Annotated in this window: 22 protein-coding genes; 8 read left to right on the top strand and 14 right to left on the bottom strand. The window is 66.3% G+C overall.

The features are described 5' to 3' along the window. Window positions 1-61: 61 nt before the first annotated feature. The 5 genes from AAE021_RS16590 to AAE021_RS16570 form a co-directional block, all read right to left on the bottom strand. Window positions 62-661, bottom strand: a complete 600-nt coding sequence (locus AAE021_RS16590) for a hypothetical protein (RefSeq protein ID WP_342023394.1) — start codon at window positions 659-661, stop codon at window positions 62-64. A gap of 25 nt (window positions 662-686) precedes the next feature. After that, complete coding sequence (locus tag AAE021_RS16585; protein WP_342023393.1) at window positions 687-1,253, bottom strand: DUF6286 domain-containing protein; 567 nt, start codon at window positions 1,251-1,253, stop codon at window positions 687-689. Beyond that, window positions 1,250-1,669, bottom strand: coding sequence for an Asp23/Gls24 family envelope stress response protein (locus AAE021_RS16580; protein WP_342023392.1), 420 nt, complete (start codon window positions 1,667-1,669; stop codon window positions 1,250-1,252). The genes AAE021_RS16585 and AAE021_RS16580 overlap by 4 nt, the downstream gene beginning before the upstream one ends. Beyond that, window positions 1,666-1,845 (bottom strand): hypothetical protein, encoded by a 180-nt coding sequence (locus AAE021_RS16575; RefSeq protein ID WP_341394393.1) that lies wholly within the window; start codon window positions 1,843-1,845, stop codon window positions 1,666-1,668. The genes AAE021_RS16580 and AAE021_RS16575 overlap by 4 nt, the downstream gene beginning before the upstream one ends. A 73-nt stretch (window positions 1,846-1,918) precedes the next feature. Further along, window positions 1,919-2,389 carry an Asp23/Gls24 family envelope stress response protein gene (locus AAE021_RS16570; protein WP_342023391.1) on the bottom strand — a complete coding sequence of 157 codons (471 nt, stop codon included), beginning with the start codon at window positions 2,387-2,389 and terminating at the stop codon, window positions 1,919-1,921. A 310-nt stretch (window positions 2,390-2,699) separates the two neighbouring features. Here AAE021_RS16570 and AAE021_RS16565 point away from each other — a divergent pair, with 310 nt between their 5' ends. Genes AAE021_RS16565 through AAE021_RS16555 form a run of 3 tightly spaced genes read left to right on the top strand, consistent with a single transcriptional unit; the run spans window position 2,700 to window position 4,583 of the window. Then, entirely contained in the window at window positions 2,700-3,335 is a 636-nt protein-coding gene (locus AAE021_RS16565; protein WP_342023390.1) for an RNA polymerase sigma factor, read from the top strand. Then, entirely contained in the window at window positions 3,326-3,886 is a 561-nt protein-coding gene (locus AAE021_RS16560; RefSeq protein ID WP_342023389.1) for a hypothetical protein, read from the top strand. The genes AAE021_RS16565 and AAE021_RS16560 overlap by 10 nt, the downstream gene beginning before the upstream one ends. Before the next feature lie 52 nt (window positions 3,887-3,938). After that, window positions 3,939-4,583: a hypothetical protein gene (locus tag AAE021_RS16555; protein ID WP_342023388.1), complete on the top strand. Its 645-nt coding sequence runs from the start codon at window positions 3,939-3,941 to the stop codon at window positions 4,581-4,583. On the opposite strand, the gene AAE021_RS16550 is transcribed toward AAE021_RS16555, so the two are convergent. Continuing rightward, a complete protein-coding gene (locus AAE021_RS16550) occupies window positions 4,561-5,682 on the bottom strand; it encodes an alpha/beta hydrolase (protein WP_342023387.1) in 1,122 nt (373 codons plus the stop codon). The two genes, AAE021_RS16555 and AAE021_RS16550, sit on opposite strands and share 23 nt — an antisense overlap. 160 nt (window positions 5,683-5,842) lie before the next feature. On the opposite strand from AAE021_RS16550, the gene AAE021_RS16545 reads away from it, so the two are divergent. Both AAE021_RS16545 and ald read left to right on the top strand, forming a co-directional pair. Then, entirely contained in the window at window positions 5,843-6,325 is a 483-nt protein-coding gene (locus tag AAE021_RS16545; protein ID WP_342023386.1) for a helix-turn-helix domain-containing protein, read from the top strand. A gap of 89 nt (window positions 6,326-6,414) precedes the next feature. Next, window positions 6,415-7,533: an alanine dehydrogenase gene (ald, locus tag AAE021_RS16540; protein WP_342023385.1), complete on the top strand. Its 1,119-nt coding sequence runs from the start codon at window positions 6,415-6,417 to the stop codon at window positions 7,531-7,533. 56 nt (window positions 7,534-7,589) lie between these two features. Here ald and AAE021_RS16535 read toward each other — a convergent pair whose 3' ends face one another. Then, complete coding sequence (locus AAE021_RS16535) at window positions 7,590-8,333, bottom strand: GAF and ANTAR domain-containing protein (RefSeq protein WP_342023384.1); 744 nt, start codon at window positions 8,331-8,333, stop codon at window positions 7,590-7,592. Between the two features lie 317 nt (window positions 8,334-8,650). Here AAE021_RS16535 and AAE021_RS16530 point away from each other — a divergent pair, with 317 nt between their 5' ends. Next, complete coding sequence (locus AAE021_RS16530) at window positions 8,651-9,073, top strand: hypothetical protein (protein ID WP_342023383.1); 423 nt, start codon at window positions 8,651-8,653, stop codon at window positions 9,071-9,073. A gap of 115 nt (window positions 9,074-9,188) precedes the next feature. On the opposite strand, the gene AAE021_RS16525 is transcribed toward AAE021_RS16530, so the two are convergent. After that, entirely contained in the window at window positions 9,189-11,408 is a 2,220-nt protein-coding gene (locus AAE021_RS16525; protein ID WP_342023382.1) for a catalase, read from the bottom strand. 94 nt (window positions 11,409-11,502) lie between these two features. Then, window positions 11,503-12,126: a helix-turn-helix domain-containing protein gene (locus AAE021_RS16520; protein WP_342023381.1), complete on the bottom strand. Its 624-nt coding sequence runs from the start codon at window positions 12,124-12,126 to the stop codon at window positions 11,503-11,505. 105 nt (window positions 12,127-12,231) lie between these two features. On the opposite strand from AAE021_RS16520, the gene AAE021_RS16515 reads away from it, so the two are divergent. Then, on the top strand, window positions 12,232-12,792 hold the full coding sequence (locus AAE021_RS16515) for an NADPH-dependent FMN reductase (protein WP_342023380.1): 561 nt from the start codon (window positions 12,232-12,234) through the stop codon (window positions 12,790-12,792). 108 nt (window positions 12,793-12,900) lie between these two features. Here the strand turns inward: AAE021_RS16515 and AAE021_RS16510 are convergent, their stop codons facing one another. The 5 genes from AAE021_RS16510 to AAE021_RS16490 all read right to left on the bottom strand — a co-directional run bounded on the left by AAE021_RS16510 (window position 12,901) and on the right by AAE021_RS16490 (window position 17,742). Then, window positions 12,901-13,092, bottom strand: coding sequence for a hypothetical protein (locus AAE021_RS16510; protein ID WP_170290178.1), 192 nt, complete (start codon window positions 13,090-13,092; stop codon window positions 12,901-12,903). Window positions 13,093-13,128: 36 nt separating this feature from the next. Then, entirely contained in the window at window positions 13,129-14,088 is a 960-nt protein-coding gene (locus AAE021_RS16505) for a lantibiotic dehydratase C-terminal domain-containing protein (protein WP_342023378.1), read from the bottom strand. Window positions 14,089-14,505: 417 nt separating this feature from the next. After that, on the bottom strand, window positions 14,506-15,456 hold the full coding sequence (locus tag AAE021_RS16500) for a sugar phosphate isomerase/epimerase family protein (protein WP_342023377.1): 951 nt from the start codon (window positions 15,454-15,456) through the stop codon (window positions 14,506-14,508). Between the two features lie 44 nt (window positions 15,457-15,500). Next, window positions 15,501-16,271: an SDR family NAD(P)-dependent oxidoreductase gene (locus tag AAE021_RS16495; RefSeq protein WP_342023376.1), complete on the bottom strand. Its 771-nt coding sequence runs from the start codon at window positions 16,269-16,271 to the stop codon at window positions 15,501-15,503. Between the two features lie 52 nt (window positions 16,272-16,323). Then, the gene (locus AAE021_RS16490; protein WP_342025446.1) at window positions 16,324-17,742 is read right to left on the bottom strand and encodes a GntP family permease; all 1,419 of its coding nucleotides are present in this window, start codon (window positions 17,740-17,742) and stop codon (window positions 16,324-16,326) included. A gap of 268 nt (window positions 17,743-18,010) precedes the next feature. Here AAE021_RS16490 and AAE021_RS16485 point away from each other — a divergent pair, with 268 nt between their 5' ends. Further along, window positions 18,011-18,724: a GntR family transcriptional regulator gene (locus AAE021_RS16485; protein WP_342023375.1), complete on the top strand. Its 714-nt coding sequence runs from the start codon at window positions 18,011-18,013 to the stop codon at window positions 18,722-18,724. Window positions 18,725-18,829 lie beyond the last annotated feature (105 nt).

Raw genomic sequence — 18,829 nt, 5'->3', positions numbered from 1 at the left:
AGCACTTCGGCGGGGGCCGGAAAGGCTGCGCCCGGCCCTTGGGATTCACGTGGCATGGGCCCTAATAAACCACGGTTCCGGTGGAGCTGACAGTGCTTCCGCCCAAAGCCGGCTTGTTGCTGGCTTCAAGGTGGACCCCCAAGCTGTGCAGCGGTGTTTCCAGGGATCCGGCGAGATTCGGCACCACTGTGCCCTGGATCCGGTCGAGCACAGCCCTGATATCGGCGCGGGCGTTCACCGTCACCTTCAGCGTCAGGTCAGGTTCCTCGGCTGATCCCCGCAGCATGGCCGATGCCCCCACTACCCCCGGGATCTGTTCAGTCTCGTGCTGCACGGCGGACGCCAGGACGGACGGATCGCACACCGTGATGCCCCGGGCGGCGTCCTCCTGCAGCCGAAACGGCCCGGAAGCGAGGCTGCGCGGAATCTGGGCCAGGATCCACCACAGGCCCAGCAGGCCCAGCAGCAGTCCTGCGATCAGGGCGACGACGGGGGCGTAGTCCGGCCCGGTGACGGCCTCCGGAGGGCCGCCCAGAACCGGATCCGCCGCCGGGCCCACTGTTCCGGTGGCCAGCAGCAGGGCCCAGATACCCGCTGCCAAACACAGCAGGCCAAGAATGGCCAGCCACACGCGGTTGGTTGTGCCGGGGTGCTGCCGCATGGTTTACCTTTCCGTAGTGAGTGCGTTACCTGCTGGATCTGATGAAGACGGACACAGCTGGAACGGGGTCCAGCCCCGAAGCCTGAAGCCGTGACCGGACGCCGTCCGTGACCCAGTGCTGCAGATCCGCCGTATCCCGCAGAGCAGTGTTGACGATGACCCGGATCTCGCGGTCCGACGCCGTTGCGGAGGCCGAGGACACGCCGTCTATGTGTTCACAGGTTGCCGCGGCCAGACGCGCAGCGGCCCGGCGGGACATCACGGCTTGGCTTGTCCCGGCCACTTCCCCGGGATGCTCCAGCTGCAGGGGCAGCGAGTGGAACCGGCCGGGGATCAGAACGGTCAGCAACAGCACCACCCCGGCCAGAACGAGGATGATGCCCGCGGTCCAGCTTCCCGTGCTGTTCCAGCTCAGTGACGCAAGCCAGTCGGATACCGCGGTGAAAAAAGGTGGCCATTGGTCCAAGGTCAGCCGGGCGACCGCCGCCCACACCAGCAGAACCCCGGCTGCCAGCAGGATCAGGCCGCAGATGATCGACGGCACGGCACGGCTTGGCCGCGGACGCAGGGAAACCGGAGGTCCGCCGTTCACTGCAGCCTCCGCCGGCCGTCATCGGGAGTGCCGGGCCACAACCAGGAAACGCTCACATCCACCTGGCGCACCTCCACACCCGTCAGTTCCGTGATCCGGTGTGAAATCCGGTCCCTCAGCTGATCAGCCGCTTGGCGGATCGGCACCGGGTACGGCAGTCCAACTTCTATTCGGAGTGATGCGATGTTGCCGGCCAGTTCAACGTCGGTTTTTGGCCGCGCCGACACATCCGGCTGGGCACCGATTCCCAGGAATCCGCCGGAGCTGCCTCCCGCGAACGTCTCGTCCTTCGCTACCTGGCCCGCGATCTTCTCGAGGACTTTTCGGGACAGAGCTGTTGCGCCCCGGTCCCCGACATCGCGGAGGGGCCGCCGGCCCGCAGGCGGGCGGGTACCTTCAATCCCGGGTGCGCTCATCTGCTCGACGCTCTGCCGAACATCGACTGAAGGTCAAGTTTCCCGTCGGCTGCCAAGCCCACCAGCAGCCCAATCAGGCCGAACAGCACTGCCAGCAGGAAGGCATACCAGCCTCCGAAAGCCAGCACGATTCCCAGGACCAGACCTACCGCCAAGCACCATTTTGTTGCGGACATGGAGTTCTCCTTCAGTAAAGCCGCCGGCGGCTCGACACCGCCGTCCGGCAGATGGCTATTTCTCCGGGCGCCCCTAGTCCAGCCGGCCCGACGGTTTGCGGGCCTGGTCCTCGTCCTCACCGGAGTCTTCTTCCGGCAAATGCACATCGGTGACGTTGACGTTGACCTCGAGCACTTCCAGTCCGGTGGCATTTTCCACGGACCGGATGACGTTGCGGCGGATGTTTTGGCTGATCTCGACAATCGAGTATCCGTACTCGACCACGATGCTCACGTCGATGGCCGCCTGCCGTTCCCCCTTCTCCACGCTGACGCCGTTGCTGGCGTTCGTTTGGGACCCGGGAATGCGGTCGGTCATGGAACTGAACGCGCGGCGGGCCGCGTTTCCCATGGCATAGACTCCGGGCACTTCCCGCGTCGCCATGCCGGCCAGCTTCTGCACCACTGTTTCCTCAATGGTGGTGTCGCCGTGCGGGGTGTGCAGCGGACCTGATTTCCGCACCGGATCCGCGCCGCCGGCGGTGGTTACGGGGCTCGCCTCCACGCTCCCGGTCCTTCCGACGGGCGGTCTGCCCTGCGGCGGCGGAGCTGAAGCCGCCGGCACTGAACCGGTGGATGATCCTGATGGTTTTTGGGCATCTGCCATGGCGCTCGTCTCCTGCTGGGAACCCGGCCCCGCCGGGGCCGCACGAAGTTCTCGTACGGGATTAATGACGCTGCCGGCACGCAATCGTCACGCCCATCGGCAAAGTTCGCCTTCCCGGGCCGGCCGTGGACGGGAAGTGTTCCGCGGAACTGGAGCGTCTGCAATATTGGAGACGGGCCGGCTTCAGCCGGACCGGACAGGGGCGCCCATGGCCACGGCCGAATCGCCGGAAGAGTCCGGCAGCTTTCCTCAGTCCCGGACGCGGGCGTGGCCGGGTCCCGCCGCCCCGGCGGAGGGCCTGGACGAAGCCGGCATCGTTGCACGGGCCCAGGACGGAGACCTGTCCGCCTTTGAGTATTTGGTGGAGACGTATCAGGGGCGGTTGTTTCGGTTGGCCTACCGCATGCTCAATGACCGGGGCGAGGCGGAGGACGTTGTCCAGGACACCCTGACGGCCGGATGGCGCGCGCTTCCGGGGCTGGACCGCTCCAGTGCCTTCGGCGGCTGGGTGTACCGGACGGCCACGAACCGCTGCCTCGACATCCTGCGCCGGCGTTCCGCCCACCCTGAGGCGAGCATGGACGCCGGCTGGCTGTGGCCGGCGCTTGCGGTGCCATCCGGGGATCCGCACCACTCCGCGGAAATCACGGCCGAACTCGAGTGCCTGTCCCGCGCCCTGGCCGAGCTTCCCCCCGGACAGCGTGCATGCTGGCTGCTGCGCGAACTACATGATCAAAGTTATGCGGAAATTGGCGCCGCACTGGGCATCAGCCCGGTTACTGTGCGGGGACGGCTGGCACGGGCAAGGGAAAAACTGGCGGAGGCAATGACCCCATGGCACTAGAGAACCCGCAGCCCGCGCTGGCCTGCGGACGCACCCTCACCCGTGTGTGGCAGGGGATGGGCCTCCCTCCGGATCCGCACACTCTCCAATGCGGGGAGTGCCGGCAGGCCAGGAGCCGGCTGGAACCGCTGCACGCTGCCACCGCAGCACTGCGCGAACACGACCTGCGGCACCCGGCGTTCCGTCCGCCGCGCGGATTGAAGCGAAAGGTCCTGGAAGTCGCCGGACGCCAGAGCGGATCCGGTGCACGGATGCCGGTTCCGGGAAACGTGTTTGGCACCGCGGAAATCAGCGAGTCGGCCCTCGCCGCCGTCGTGCGGGACGCGGCCCGTGATGTGGGCGGGGTCCGCGCCCGCCGCTGCCGCATTGATGTGGTCCCCGACGGCGGCGCGGGCCTGCGGATCCATTTGCGCACCGCCGTGGCGCCCGGCGTGGACATTTGCCGCACCATGGATTTCCTGCGCCGAAACATCCGCGCCGCGGTGGCTGAATCCGTGGGTATCGTCCCGCAAACGGTCCACCTGACGGTGGAGGACCTTTACGATGACTGACGCGCGGAGGCTGGCACCCCGGCCCGTGCCCCTGCGCAGCGGACGGTGACCCTTGGGATCCTGGCAGAGCGATTTTACCCAATGGGTTTCGGCGTGGGCGGCGGTGCGCGGGCTGTCCAGCACGCAGGACGGTGATGCCGTGAAAATGGCGCCGTCACGGGGACTGGACCCCCCGCAGTATGTTGTCACCTGGCCCGGCCGGGACACGCCCCGGGCAGCAGCCGAGGTGGCTGGCCGGCGGGGTGCCCGCTTGACGATGGTGACGGATGACGCTGAAACAGCACAGTCCTTTGCCGCCCGGCAGGACCTTTCCCCGCTGTCCCGGCTCGCACTGCTGTCCGCCTACCCTTCGGACCTGCCCCAGGCTCCACAGCTGCCCGAGGACGCAGATTTGACGATGACGTTAACGGAAAGCTGCTCCGTGGTGGAGATCAGGGCGTTTGGGGACGTTGTGGCACTGGGCCGGATGGCGCCGGTCCGCGGATTCGCCGTCTTCGGCGGCCTGGACATTCGGCGGGCGGACCCTGACCACACGATGGAATCCGCGGTGCTTGCCGCCCTGGCCGGAGAAGCTGCCGCCCGGGACGCGCCGATGATCCTGATGCCGGCGCTGCCCAAGTCCGCCCTTTGGTACGGCCGGCAGGGGTGGAGCCCCACGGCGGATGTCCTGACCTTTATGCGCGCCGCTGACGCCTGACCGCCGCAGGCGCGCGGGGTTGACGGCGAACGGCGGGGGCATATCCGCCGCGCCACCGGTCGATCGCGGCATAAGCCCGGTGCCGGACCGGGGCTGCGGACAGGAAAACGTCGTGCATGGCGTTGGTTATCCGGGCAACGGTCACGGTGGATCCCAGGGACAGTGCCCGGTGGGCCACCACGTTGACGTCCAGCGCGACGTCGGACGTGCCCGCATCGGCCGACCATCGGGGCTGCAGATAGCTTTTGTCCGACAGCAGCACCAGCACCGGGATCTCGAGGCCAAGTCCATCCGCCACCGAAGCCTGGGCGCGGAAGACCGCGTTAAGGAAGGCCAGGGTGACGGGAAACCCCCGGAGCGGGCGCCATTCGAGGTTGTAGGTCCATTCCCCACCGAAGGCCGAAAACACCGCCCGCGAATAATTGCCCACGTCAACGGGAGGCAGGGGTGCCAGCGGACGGCGCTGCGCTTCCAGCCCGATCAGCGGTGATATGACACGCCGGCCCAGCTCCGTGGCCTGGAATTCCAGCCAGGGGCTGTTGAGCACCAGCGCGGACGCCGCAAAGGGAAACCGGGCGGCCCACAGGCTCAGCGTCAGCCCGCCCGTGGAGTGGCCGACCAGGATCAGCGGCCGCCGTCCGGTGGAATCCGCGGGAGCGGCGGCGGGCTGCCCGGGCGGTACCTGTGCGGGCGGTGGCGGTGCTGACTGTGCCGGCTGTGGCTGTGCGGGCGGTGGTTGTCCCATCGCGGCGAGCGCGGCGGCGATGTCGTCGTCGTACTCCGACAGGTCACTCACGTAGCCGGGGCTTTGGCCCGGCCGCAGGCTTCGGCCGTAGTTGTGCAGGTCCAGGGCGTAGAAGCGGGCGCCGCTGTTGGCCCAGTACTCCGCCAGTTCCCGTTGGAAAAAGTAATCCGACCATCCGTGCACGTAGAGAACGTCTGCCGTGGCTGCGCCCGGGGCCGGGGCCGGCGTGTAACGGACCAAGGTGGCCGGAGCGCCGCCGGGAAGTTCGAGGGTCAGCTGCTCGTATCCGGTCCCGAGAATGTCCGGGCACCATCCGGCCGGCCCGCCGTCTGCGGCCTGTTCTGCGTCTGGCACTGAATTCCCTTCACCTGCCTGCGGGCGGAAGCCCGGACAGTTACTCCCCATGCTTGCGTGCGGCTGCTTCCCCGGTCAACACGGCGGGTCGGGAGCGGGCACGGGGCGCACTCCACCGGCGCATGCACCCTGATCCGCGGATCTTTGGCAAGATGGCAGCATGACCCAGAGCCCTCACCACACCCCTGCTCTTCCGGCCCAGGAAGTACGGGCCCTGGCCCGCGCCCTTTCCGCCGGGGATGTCACGGTTTTTGTCGACGGGACGGCGCTGCGCCTGCCCTCCGCGGCGCGCGACGCCGTCCTTGATGTGCTGGCCCGGCTGGGCCGCGGGGAGGCCATCTCCGTATCCTCCGGCGCCGCAGGACCGGACACGCCTCCCGCCGGCGTTCCTGCCGCGAAGGTGGCTCCCGCAGCAGCAGGAACCCGTGAACCCACCGCCCGCAACGGCTCGAACGTGCCCCTCCTGACGACGTCGCAGGCTGCAGCCGCCGCGGGAATTTCACACACGTACCTGCGGAACCTGACCGATGCCGGCATCATTCCCGTCGAATACCGCGGCACCCACCGCCGTATCCGCCTGTCCGACGTCGAGGCGTGGCTGGAAGAGCAGCAGGCCAAATCCGCCCGCGGACAGCAGGGCTGACCTGCCGGAGCAGTGAGCGGCGTCACTCCCCTATGCTGGTGGGAACCCGGTGGAGATCCCGCCGGCCTGCGATTGTTTTGGAGCCAGCTGTGATCATCGGTATCCCCAAGGAAATCAAGAACAACGAGTTTCGTGTCGCCATCACGGCTTCCGGAGTCCATGAGTTCACTACGCGCGGACACACGGTGCTCATTGAGGCCGGGGCCGGCACCGGCTCAAGCATCAGCGACGCCGAGTACGCCGCCGCCGGCGCCCGCATCCTCGATTCCGCCGACGACGTCTGGAATGAGGCATCACTCATCCTGAAGGTGAAGGAACCGATCCCGTCCGAATACCGGTACTTCCGGCCGGACCTGGTGCTCTTCACCTATTTGCACCTTGCTGCGGCCCCCGAGCTGACCCGGGCCCTGATGGAATCCGGGATGACGGCCATCGCCTATGAAACGGTGCAGGAGGGGCGCCTGCTGCCGCTGCTGGCACCCATGTCTGAAGTGGCCGGCCGGCTGTCGGTGCAGGTGGGCGCGCAGTGCCTGACATCTCCGGCGGGCGGTCCCGGACTGCTGATTGGCGGAGTGCCCGGCGTCCGCCCCGCAAAAGTCGTGGTGCTCGGCGCCGGAGTGGCCGGCACCAACGCGGTGGCCGCTGCCGTTGGCTCCCACGCCGATGTCTCCGTCCTGGATATCAACATTGACCGGCTGCGCCAGCTCGACGCACAGTACGCCGGACGCATCAGGACCGTGGCGTCCAACGCCTTCGAGATTGAACGGGCCATGCTCGACGCCGACCTGGTGATCGGCTCGGTGCTCATCCCCGGTGCCCGTGCACCCAAACTCGTGAGCAACGAGATGGTGTCCCGGATGAAGCACGGCAGCGTCCTGGTGGACATCGCAGTGGACCAGGGCGGGTGCTTTGAGGACACCCGCCCCACCACGCATCAGGACCCGACATACCGGGTCCACGGTTCCCTGTTTTACTGCGTGGCCAACATGCCCGGCGCCGTACCGAACACCTCCACCTACGCACTGACCAACGTCACGCTTCCCTACGCCGCCGCCCTGGCGGACCGCGGCGTCCGCGGCGCCTTCAGCTCATCGGCGGCACTGGCCCGCGGCCTGAACATTGCCGGCGGAAGAGTTGCACACGCATCCGTTTCCCAGGCACACGGATTGGAGCTCGCCGGGGACTGGACGGAACTGGTGCCCGCTTAGCGGACCCGGCCGGGTGGCGGCGGCTTGCCACCACCCGGTGTCAGGGCGTCAGGGCGTCAGCCTGCGGCGAAGTGGGTGGTTCCCGGCTCCCCGTTCAGGCGTCCGACAATCTCTGCGGCCAGGTCCCTGAGCTTGACGTTCCGGCCGTTGGAAGCCCGGCGCAGGGTGTCGAACGCCTCCTGCTGCGTGCAGCGGTTCTGCCCCATGATGATCCCCACCGCAAGGTCGATGTCGGTGCGGGACGCAAGCACGGCCTGGAGATCCTCAACGGTGGCAGCATGCTGGGAAATGCGCACCGCCAGCAAGAGGGCATGGGAAGCCTCAGCGGCATATGTCCGGGCCACCCGGCGGAACTCTTCGTCGAAGACATCCGGGTCCTTGGCATAGAGGTTCATCGCCGCCTTGGCCTGTCCGCCCAGCTCCAGCGGAACTGAATACATCGACCGGATGCCGTAATCCCTGATGGACTCCATGTATTCCGGCCAGCGCTGGTCTTCAGCGGCGTTGCCGACATGCACCTCATCCTGGATCCGGATGGCCTCCAGGCACGGTCCGTCGCCGAACTCGTACTGAATCTCATCCATCTGCAGCGCTTCCCGGTCGCTGCTTGCCACGGTGAACCGGTGATCCCGCGAGTTTTGGAAGGTGATGCCGCAATATGTGGTCCCGCGGATGGACAGGGACGACGCCGTCAGCCCAGCGAGTGCCCGGAGGAAGTCCTGCACGTCTTCATGATGGACCAGCAGGTCCTGCAGCTGCGCCCATGGGGCAGTTTCAGCTTCTGTTTTCCGGTCTTGCATGTTTTCCCCGCCCTGGCTCCGGCGATGGTGGTCCCGCCCGGAATTGTCTGGTGTGCCGTTCGATATTACGATAAAAACTTCACGGTCAAGACGCGGCCCTGTCTTTCTGCGCACCATTTTTAGCAGAGGATATCCATGGAGTCCGCAGTTCACCGTCCCGTCTGCCTTCAATGCGGCGTTGACGACTTCCTCATTTTTGAATCCTTCACTCCCGCCGCCGATGACGGACCGGGAGTGGTGAGCTATACATGCTCCGCCTGTGAGAGTTTCGCCGGCCACGGGGTTCCGTCCGGGTGGACCCCGCCGGGATGGCGCATTTGAGTCCTGAACAGGCATCCGCCGATGCAGGATACGTTCCCCGCTTGCTGGCCGCGGCAGCCTTTGTGACCCAGCGGGCCACCGACGACTCCCTTTCCGAGCTTCGCCTCACCCATGAGCGCGCGGCAATCCTGGGTTTGCTTTCATCCGTGTGCGCAGATGTGGCTGCGCTGTCCGGCGCCTCCGGTTTGGAGCCCGGATGCGTTCACGACTGCGTCGTGGCTTTGGAGTGCTGCGGTTACGCTGCCTCCACCCCCGCCGGCGTGTGGACCATTACCGCCTCCGGCGCCCGGATCCAGGCACAGGCTGAACAGGCTGAAGCCCGCCTCCTCGCCGGGGCCAATGATGACGCCCTCCGCCGGGAGCTGTCGGCCCTGATCCGGGCACTGGCGCCTCCGCGCACCGGAACTGACGGGGCGTAGGACGGTAATACAAACCGGCAGTGAAAAGCAGTGAACACAGGCCGGCCACGAAAAAGGGGAGATTCTGGGTGCTGCACCCGGAATCTCCCCTTCGCTGTTGCGGCAGCCGGCCCGGTTAGGCGGCCGCTGTCGGGAAACGCTCCCAGACGCGGTGCGCTCCCAGCAGGCCGGTCAGGCCCGCTGTCACGTCCGCGGCATTGCCCACGACGACGCCGGGTGCGTCGATGGGAAGACCCGCCGCCTGCAGGACGGCAGCGCCGTCGCCCCAGGCACCGATGGCCTTGGCATGGCGGAACGCCTCGGCCAGGAGCAGCGTTACGCGCGGATCGAGTGACGGGTGGCCCTCGGGATTGCCCGCCTTGGCATCGAGGCTGTCGACGGCGTCGGTGGCCGCAGCACCGGAAGCCGCCACGACCACGGCGTCGAACTCCGTGGACCGTGCCGTCAGGTAGGTCCGCTGGATGGCCACCTCACCGCCCAGCTTGCCGGCGTGCGGTGCCACCACCAGCGGCACCATGCCCTCGGCGTCGATGGCGGCCAGCACCTCGGTGAGCGCAGCCAGATCCGTGGCCTCGTCGGCAACCACGCCAACGATGCGGCCGGCCACCGGCCACGTTCCGCCCAGCTGGCTCAGCGCCGGGCTGGGCTCGGTGTCTTCGACGGCGACAGTGGGAGCCGGGGCTTCCAGGCCCAGGCCGGTTGCCACTTCCTCGGCAAGGCGCCCGTCGATGTTCGCCAGGGACTGCAGCTGGCGCAGCCGGATGTTCTCCTCGTAGCACTTGCCAAGTTCAAAGGTGTAGGCCTGGACCACGTGATCCTGTTCCACCGGGGTCAGGGAGCGGAAGAACATCCGGACCTGGCTGTAGTGGTCATCGAAGGTGGCCGGGTTTTCGCGCACCTTCCGGGCTGCGGGAACCTCGGCGGGAACATCGATGAAGGCACCCATGTCCGCGCCGGCCATGAAGGGGCAGCCGCCGTCGAGCGAGTTGGGCTGGTACGGTGCAACGCCGGAATGGTCGGCGTCCTGGTGGAAGCCGTCCCGAAGCATGTCATTGACCGGAGCATGGGGGCGGTTGATGGGAATCTGGCTGAAGTTCGGACCGCCCAGGCGGGTCAGCTGCGTATCGATGTAGGAGAACAGCCGGCCCTGCAGCAGCGGATCGTTCGTGACGTCGATGCCCGGCACCAGGTGTCCCGGATGGAAGGCCACCTGCTCGGTTTCGGCAAAGTAATTGGTGACATTGGCGTTTAGGGTCATGGTGCCGATGATCTGGACCGGGGCCAGCTCCTCGGGAACCAGCTTGGTGGGATCCAGCAGGTCGATTCCCTCGAACATTTCCTCCTCGGTGTCCGGGAAGACCTGGATGCCAAGGTCCCACTGCGGGAAGGCGCCGGCTTCAATCGCGTCGGCGAGATCGCGGCGGTGGAAGTCGGGGTCCATGCCGTTGATGATCTGCGCTTCTTCCCACACGAGGGAGTGCACGCCCTGACGCGGCTTCCAATGGAACTTCACCAGCGTGGTCTCGCCCTTGGCGTTGACCAAGCGGAAGGTGTGGACGCCAAAGCCTTCCATGGTGCGGTAGGAACGCGGGATGCCGCGGTCCGACATGTTCCACATCGTGTGGTGCTGGGCTTCGGTGTGCAGGGAAACGAAGTCCCAGAAGGTGTCGTGGGCGCTCTGGGCCTGCGGAATTTCGCGGTCCGGATGCGGCTTGCCGGCGTGGATCACGTCGGGGAACTTAATGGCGTCCTGGATGAAGAACACCGGGATGTTGTTGGCAACCAAGTCGTAGTTGCCCTCATCCGTGTAGAACTTGGTGCTGAAGCCGCGGGTGTCGCGGACGGTGTCAGCTGAGCCGCGGGAACCCAGGACCGTGGAGAAACGGACAAACACCGGGGTTTCCGTACCTTTGGCGAGGAATCCTGCCCGGGTGACGCCCTCGGCTGCACCGTTGGCCACAAAGACGCCGTGGGCGGCCGCACCGCGGGCGTGTACCACGCGCTCCGGAATGCGCTCATGGTCAAAATGGGTGATCTTTTCCCGCAGGTGGTGGTCCTGCAGCAGCACCGGACCGCGGGGGCCTGCCTTCAGGGAATGGTCCGTGTCCTGCAGCCGGACGCCCTGCGCAGTGGTCAGGTAGCGGCCGCTCTGGGCGTTGGAGGCTTTCGGCGCTCCAGTGGGAACACCTGTCGGTGAGACCGTTTCCGGCCCGTCCTGGTCCGGCTTGGGCGGCAGCGGCTCGCGTGGTTCCGTGGGCTCTGCAAGCTCCGGGGCTGCCGGTGCCGGCGCCCCCGGGATGGGCAGGTCGGGTGCGGATGCGTTCTTCTCAGACATGTAGCCTCCATCATTTTCGGGACGAGGGAACCGCCGGACTGCAGCGGCCGTTTCCCCACCCTACTAAATTAGTAAGCCTACTGACACTTCGGCCTCACTCCGCGGCTGAACCGGCCGCCGAGGCGGAACCGGTCACGGAGGCCACAAGACCCTGCCAGCCCGCGATGATGCGCTCCAGCGGCATCCCCGCTGTCCGGTGCAGATGCAGCAGCAGTCCGGCGTCCAGGAAGGACTCCAGCTGATAGGCGGTCAGTTCCGGGTCGCGGACGGACGGCAGCGCAGACAACAGCATGGTGAGGTGCGCGAGCTCCAGCCTGCGCGTGGGGTGGCGGTAGTGGGTAAATTCATCCACGCTGGCGGCACGGCGCAGCTCCCCGGTGATTTCCAGCCCCCGGATCCGCGCACCGCCAAAAGCATGGAGACGTTCCAGTGGAGGCGCTCCCGGTCCCAGCGGAGCGGGCCCGCTCATGTAGCTGTGCTGAAAATCGCGCTGGGCGTGGTCGAGGAGCGCCTGCATCAATCCGGAGCGGCTGCCGAAGCGGCGGAAGATGGTGCCCTTCCCGACGCCCGCCCGGCGGGCCAGATCATCCAGGGTCAGGGCGTCGGCGCCCCGTTCCGACACGATGTCCAGAGCGGTTTCCAGCAGCCGCCGCCTGTTCCGGGCAGCGTCAAGGCGCTCCCCGCCGTCGATCTCTCCACCCCGCGTGCCCGCCTGCATGCCGGCCAGTCTAACCCGCCCGGGAATATAACCGGACCATAGTCCGTTTAGAGTTATAGATGAACCATCCGCGCCCCTTCGGGCGCGCCCCCCTGAGGAGTTTTCTTGAGCACCAAAGTACTGACCCTGGTCGGCAGCCTCCGCGCCGGTTCCGTTAACCGCCAGCTTGCCGAAACCGCCGTACTGGCGTCCGGCGATGACGTGGAGATCAACATCTTCGACCGCATCGGCCACATCCCGTTCTACAACGAGGACATTGACGTGGACGGATCCGTTCCTGAGGCCGCAGCGGAGCTGCGCGCAGCCGCGGCCTCCTCGGATGCCCTGCTGCTGGTGTGCCCGGAATACAACGGCACCATGCCCGCAGTCCTGAAAAACGCCATCGATTGGCTTTCCCGCCCCTTCGGCACGAGCGCCATTTCCGGCACTCCTGCGGCCGTTATCGGATCCGCGTTTGGCCAGTTCGGCGGAGTCTGGGCTCACGACGATGCCCGCAAGTCGCTGGGAATTGCCGGCGCGCGTGTTGTCGAGGACGTCCGCCTGTCCATCGGCGGCTCGGTGACGCGCTTCGCCGAAATTCACCCCAAGGACGACGCCGAGGTTGTGGAGCAGCTCCGCGAGGTCATGTCCACCCTTGCCGGAGAAGCCGCGCCCTCCGCAGCCTGACCGCACGCGGCACCGGCCGCTGCACCAAGGGCTCTGCACAAAGTAGGGGAACGCCATCAGCTGCTGATGGCGTTCCCCTACTTTTTTACGGCCGCTGCGGAGGACGCGCTAGTCCCAGAAACCTCCGGCCCACGCGGCGTCCCGCAGATAATCCCGTGCGGGGCCGACGTTCCACACCTCTCCGTGGGATTCGACCACTCCCTGGCCCCGCAGCACGTCCACGACGTCTTCGGAGCACCCCAGCACTTCCGACAGATCCGCAGAGTCCGCCGCCACAACCAGCTCGTCGCGATGTTCCACAGGGCTTCCCTTCCTCGTGCCGTCCGTTCGTCCGGCCTAGCGCCGGTCCGACAGTGCTGCTTCGCGCTCAGTGCTCCAGCTGCGCGCATAGAGTCCCAACGCCGCCTCTTCCCGAAGCGAAACCCCAAGGCGGTTGAGGAGCATGTGGGCCTGGTAGACCGTTAGGTGCTGGGCGCTGCGGCTGAGCCGCACCTTGTCCGCACGGTACAAATACGTGTCCAGGGTCCGGAACCACCGGCGCCGCCAGTTCTCCACCGCCGATTCCGCCGCCGTCGCAGCCATCAGGCGCTGGGCGGGCATGACTTTTGCGGCCACCTGAACCGTCATGGCTTGCCGCACGCTTGCCGCACGCGGACCAAAGGCAGCGGTACAGCTGCGCAGGTGGCTGTCCCAGTAGTAATCCCAGGAGACCCGCCGGCGGTCCGGCCAGCTGGCCGAGCGCGGGCCCTTCATCATGCTTCTTGCCGAATCAAACAGGAGCAGCGACCCCAGGGCCCACCTGTTCTGTGCCTTGGGGAACCGTACGGCAGCCCATGCGCCAAGTTCGGAAGACAGCTCAAAAACTTCTTCCGCGAGCGCAAGTCCTTCAACCCCGCCATACTTCGCCAGATCGGCTTCCACCCGCAGATTCTGCTGTTCGGTTCCACCGGGGCTCATGCGGTCCGCCACCGGTTCCGAGAAATCCTGAGCCAGCTCCAGGTGCCCAATGACGCCGGAGGCCTGTTCCCTCAGCGCCCCGAGAAGGCACTGCAGCTTCTCCAGAAGCTCCGGCTCGGCCAAAATCCGAAGCCGGACGTGAGCGTTGGCCGGCTCCATGCACCTCGTGAAATACCAGCGCTGGCCGCCGTTGGCCTGAGCATGGGCCGCCAGCGGGGTAACCAGTTCTCCAATGATGCCGTCCGCTACATCGAAGCCCCCGGTGTAGAAGGATAGTGTCCACCATTTTGCGGTTGAGCGGGTTCGTGAGGCGTTTCGAACCGCTGTCAGCTGACTCATGGCGTACGTCCCTTCCGGGGTTATGACTTGGCTACCGCCGCTGGCGGGTCCTGCTGTTTTCTGTTGTCCAATTTCGTGGCGTGTTACCCCTGTGAAGGGCAATTTCTTAGAGCCAGTCCCAAACCTTGCTGGTCATCTTTATTCCCCTCCTGTACCTGCGGCTGTTCCCCAGCCTGTGCGGTTGATTGACTCCGAAAGCTTCCCCCGGGCCGCAAGGCCCCGTCTACAGTTTCCGTTGCCCTGTTCCTGTCATGGCCCGTTTCACGCTTGATGCCGGGGCTGCTGCCGCCACGGCAGGTTCAATTCCCCGGGATCGGCGCAGGCGCAGGGTCTTTTCCGGCCGCCTGCAGAGAGGACCCGGACAGTGGCATTAAGCGGTCATGTCAGCTTTTCTTTTACGCGGAGCCGCGGCCGGCCTCAGCCAGCCTGTTCCTCGGGCAGCTTTGCGCGGAGGATGTCCCGGATGTAATCGCGGTTCATGGCCGTCACCGTCAGGCCGTCGCCGCCGTAGTGCTCCACGCACATGGGACCCTCAAAACCGGCCTCCAGCGCCATGCCGATGGCTTCGCGGTAGTTGATGAACCCCAGGGCAAGGGGCGCCGGCGCCGAGGCATAGGCTCCGGTGGCGGGATCGAAATCCCTGAAGTAGTTTTTCAGCTGCCAGTAGTTTGTGTGCGGGAGCATCTTGACCAGCATCTCGCGCCAGTCCTCGACGGGGCGGTGCAGCCGGACAATATTGCCGATATCGGGGCATAGGCCCACATTGGGCAGGTCCACGGCCTTCACGAGCTGCACTGAGCTGTCCGCCGTGCCCAGGAACGTCCCCTCGTACATCTCCAGCGACAGGCTAACCCCACGCTGGGCCGCGTACTCACCCAGCTCACGGAACCGCGATGCCGCCTTCTCCCGGTTCAGGGGTGTGTCCTCATCCTCGGCGCCCTGCGCGAGCCAGAACCAGGTCGCCTCCTTCTGCTCGGGAGTGAAGGGGTCGTGCAGCCCCAGGCAGACCATGGGCGCCTCCAGGTCCGCTGCGGCGTCGATGGTCCGCTTGGTGTAGGCAATGTTCCGCTGCGCCTGCTCCTCATCGGGGGTGATCACGCTCTTGCGGGTGACGGCCAGATCACTGAACGCGAGCCCGTAGGAGCGTGCCGTTTCCAGCAGCTGACGGCGCCCGCCGGCGTCCAGGTCTCCCGCCCGAACCCAGGAATCCGTCAGGTCCACGTGGTCGAAGCCGGCCAGGCTCACTTCGCGCAGGGTCTGCTTCCAGGCCTCCGGCCCGGCGGTGGTCCGGTCCCGGCCGTCCGGCGTCACTCCGGTGAAGTTGAGCAGGGCGGCGCCGATGGGCCATGTCTGGGGTGTGTGGGTCATGAATCTCTCCTTGCGTTTGCTGGGATGCTGAAAGTCCGGCGGAGTCACACCATGTGCTTGCCGCCGTCGATGAAGTATGAGCCGCCGTTGATGAAGCCCGCCTCCGCTCCGACGAGGAAATTAACCAGGGCGGCAACGTCGGACGGGTGCCCGACCCGCTGCACCGGGATGTCCCCGGACATGGAGGCCTTGCGGTCATCACTGAGCGGACCACCCATGATGTCGGTGTCGATGGGTCCGGGGACGATGGCGTTACAGGTGATGCCGTGGGGTCCAAGTTCGCGGGCGGCACCCCGGGTGAGGCCCAGGACAGCGGCTTTTGCGGCGGCATACCCGGTTTTGGAGAACGTTCCCCCGCCGTCGTATGCAGTGATGGACGAGGTATTCACGATGCGCCCGCCATGCCCGCCGTCGATCATGCGGCGGGCAGCCGCCTGCATCATCAGCAGCGTGCCGGTGGCATTAACGTCGATGACGCTGGTCCAGATCTCCTTGGTCAGTTCAAACAGCGTGTGCGGACTGGCAATGCCGGCGAGGTTCACCAGCGCGAGCACCGGGGGCAGTTGAGCATCGATCAGGGCGAAGGCTGCATCCACCGAGGCGGGGTCCGCGACGTCGACCGCTATTCCGAGAACCGGCTGCTGCGATGCCGCGCCCAGTTCCTCGGCGAAGGACATCACGGCGTCAGCGTTGACGTCCAGCACCGCGAGGGCCCAGCCCTCCCGGGCAAGGCGGCGGGCCACGTGGCGGCCGATGCCGCGTTCACCTCCGGCTCCGGTAACGACGGCGGTCCGCTGGTCGGGGAAGGGTGGCATTTTGAGCTCCTGCAGGTTTTGGAAACGGGATCAGATCAGGACAGGGCGGCTGTTACGCGGCGACGGCGTAGACAACCCAGGCCAGGGCGAAGGACAGGAAGCCGATCGCCGTGCCGATCACTGTCCAGGTCTTCAGGGTGGTGACGGTGTCGAATCCGCAGAACTTGCCGATCAGCCAGAAGCCGGAATCGTTGACGTGGGAGAAGGTGATGGAACCTGCACAGATGGCCACGACGACGGCGGCCAGGCCAACTCCTGAAACGCCAAGTTCCATGACGGCCGGGGCCATGATCGAGCCGGCAGTGGTGGCAGCAACGGTTGCCGAACCCTGGGCGACACGGAAGGCAATCGCGACAAGGAATCCGGCCAGGATGACGGGAAGTCCCATGGCGTCCAGCCCCGACGCGATGGTGCCGCCGATTCCGGTTTCGGTCAGGACCCGGCCGAAGGCACCGCCGGCGCCGGTGATCAGGATGATGGAGCAGACCGGGGCGAGCGCATTGTCAACGAGGTCTTCGAGGGCGCTGCCAATGGAGCCGCGTCCGCGGCGCGGGCGAATGTACAGCAGGTACATGGCGGCAAGGGCGGCAATCAGCAGGGCGATCGGGGTGCTGCCGACGAGCCGGGACAGCTGGAACAGGATGTTCTCCGAGTCCACGGTTCCGCCGGCTTCGAGCGTGCTGAACAAGGTGTTGAAGAAGATCAGGAACAGCGGCAGCAGCAGGACGAAGATGATGGTCCAGAAACCCGGGCGGGGCGTGTCCTCGTCCAGGTCCGCCTCGCCGAGCAGGCTCGGCACCGGCATATTCGGGTAGCGCTTGGCAATGACCAGCGCCAGCCGGTAGCCGGCGAGGTACCACGCAGGAAGACCCACGAGCAGGGCAACCAGGATAACCATGCCGACGTCGGCCCCCATCACTGTCGCGGCGGCAGTGGGCCCCGGGTGCGGCGGCGTCAGGGCGTGCATCATCAGGAATGAGCCAATGGAGGGAAGCACGTACAGCATGAAGGATCCGCCAAGGCGGCGGGCAACGGTGTAGATGATCGGCAGCATCACGATGAAGCCGGCGTCAAGGAAAATCGGGAAGGCATAGAACAGCGAGGCCACGGAAAGAGCCAGCGGGGCCCGCTTCTCGCCGAACCGGCGGAGCATCGCGTCGGCCAGGACCTGGGCACCTCCGGACACCTCGACCAGGCGGCCGAGGACGGCGCCGAAACCGACGAGCAGGGCGACGGTTCCCACCGTGGTGCTGAAGCCCGCGACGACAACGGTGACGACATCCCCGATACCGATGCCGGCGGCCAGGGCCGTGAGCACGCTGATGATAATCAAGGCGAAGAACGCGTGGACCCGCAGCTTGATAATCAGCAGCAGCAGCACCGCAATGGCGGCAACGGCAATGGAGATGAGGGCCCAGGACGGCCGTTCGGCCAGCACGAGGGTTTCCGCCGGGACAGCGGCAGGAAGCATATACATAGCAGGAACACCTTTGGTCGCGGGGAATACCTTCAAGGGGTGTGACTGGTGCCACATCACCACTTTCGCTATACCCTATAGGATATTTGGAAGCTGTCCAGAATCCCCCTGATGGCGGGATGTTGCCCGCTTGGGGCCGCGGGGATTGCCCACCGAGGTGCGGGGAGTTGCACCCCTTCGGCTCCTCAGGCAGGCTCGGCAAGGGCTCCAACCCGCCGCTGTGGGAGACTTTATGCACAGCAGAATGAGTAAGAGGAGCAACATGAGCGCTGATGCAGAGCGTGGAGCATGGGTACAGCGCAGCGTCCTGGCCGATCAGGTGTACACGGAGATTCTTGCCCGCCTCATGGACGGGAAACTGGAATCCGGGGACCCGCTCAGCATTGACGGAACGGCTCGGGACCTTGGTGTTTCCCCCACTCCGGTCCGGGAAGCCCTGGCCCGGCTCGAGGCCACCGGGATGGTGGTACGCGCCGCGCTGCGCGGTTACCGCGTTGCGCCCATGCTCAGCCATACCGAGCTGCTGGATTTGATGGATGCCCGGCTGCTGATCGAACCGCACAATGCCCAGGTCGCATGTGTCCGGGCGGACGAGCCCTTCCTAGTGAACCTCGAGCGCGCCATTGATGATCTCAAGCAGGCGCCCAACGGCCCACAGTTCTCCGATTACCGCTCCTACTGGGAAGCCGACGAGCGTTTTCACCACCTGATTGCCGAACAAACCCGGAACAAGTTCCTGATCGGCGCCTACAACTCGCTGGGCGGGCACGTTCACCGTTTCCGCCTGTTCGGCGGAACAGGTGTCCGCGACTCCGGCAGCGCCATCCGGGAGCACGGTGAGATTCTGGCCGCCATGCGCGAGGGCAACGCGGTTCAGGCGCAGGCGGCCATGGCTGCACATCTGTGCGGAGTCCGGGACCGCGCCGCACGTGAACACGAGGCATCCCGCGCCGCGGAGCCGCAACCCCCGCGCTAGCTGTCCTCCCGCGCCAGGTGTCCCCCACGCCAGGTGACTCCCCCGCGCCAGGTGACTCAGTACAGTCAGCCAGCCGTAGTGGTTGACATCACACCCACCGCCGGG

Source organism: Arthrobacter citreus, from assembly GCF_038405225.1.
Taxonomy (GTDB): Bacteria; Actinomycetota; Actinomycetes; order Actinomycetales; family Micrococcaceae; genus Arthrobacter_B; species Arthrobacter_B citreus_A.
Note: the sequence above shows the minus strand (reverse complement) of the source record. Positions and strands in the feature narration are given on the sequence as shown.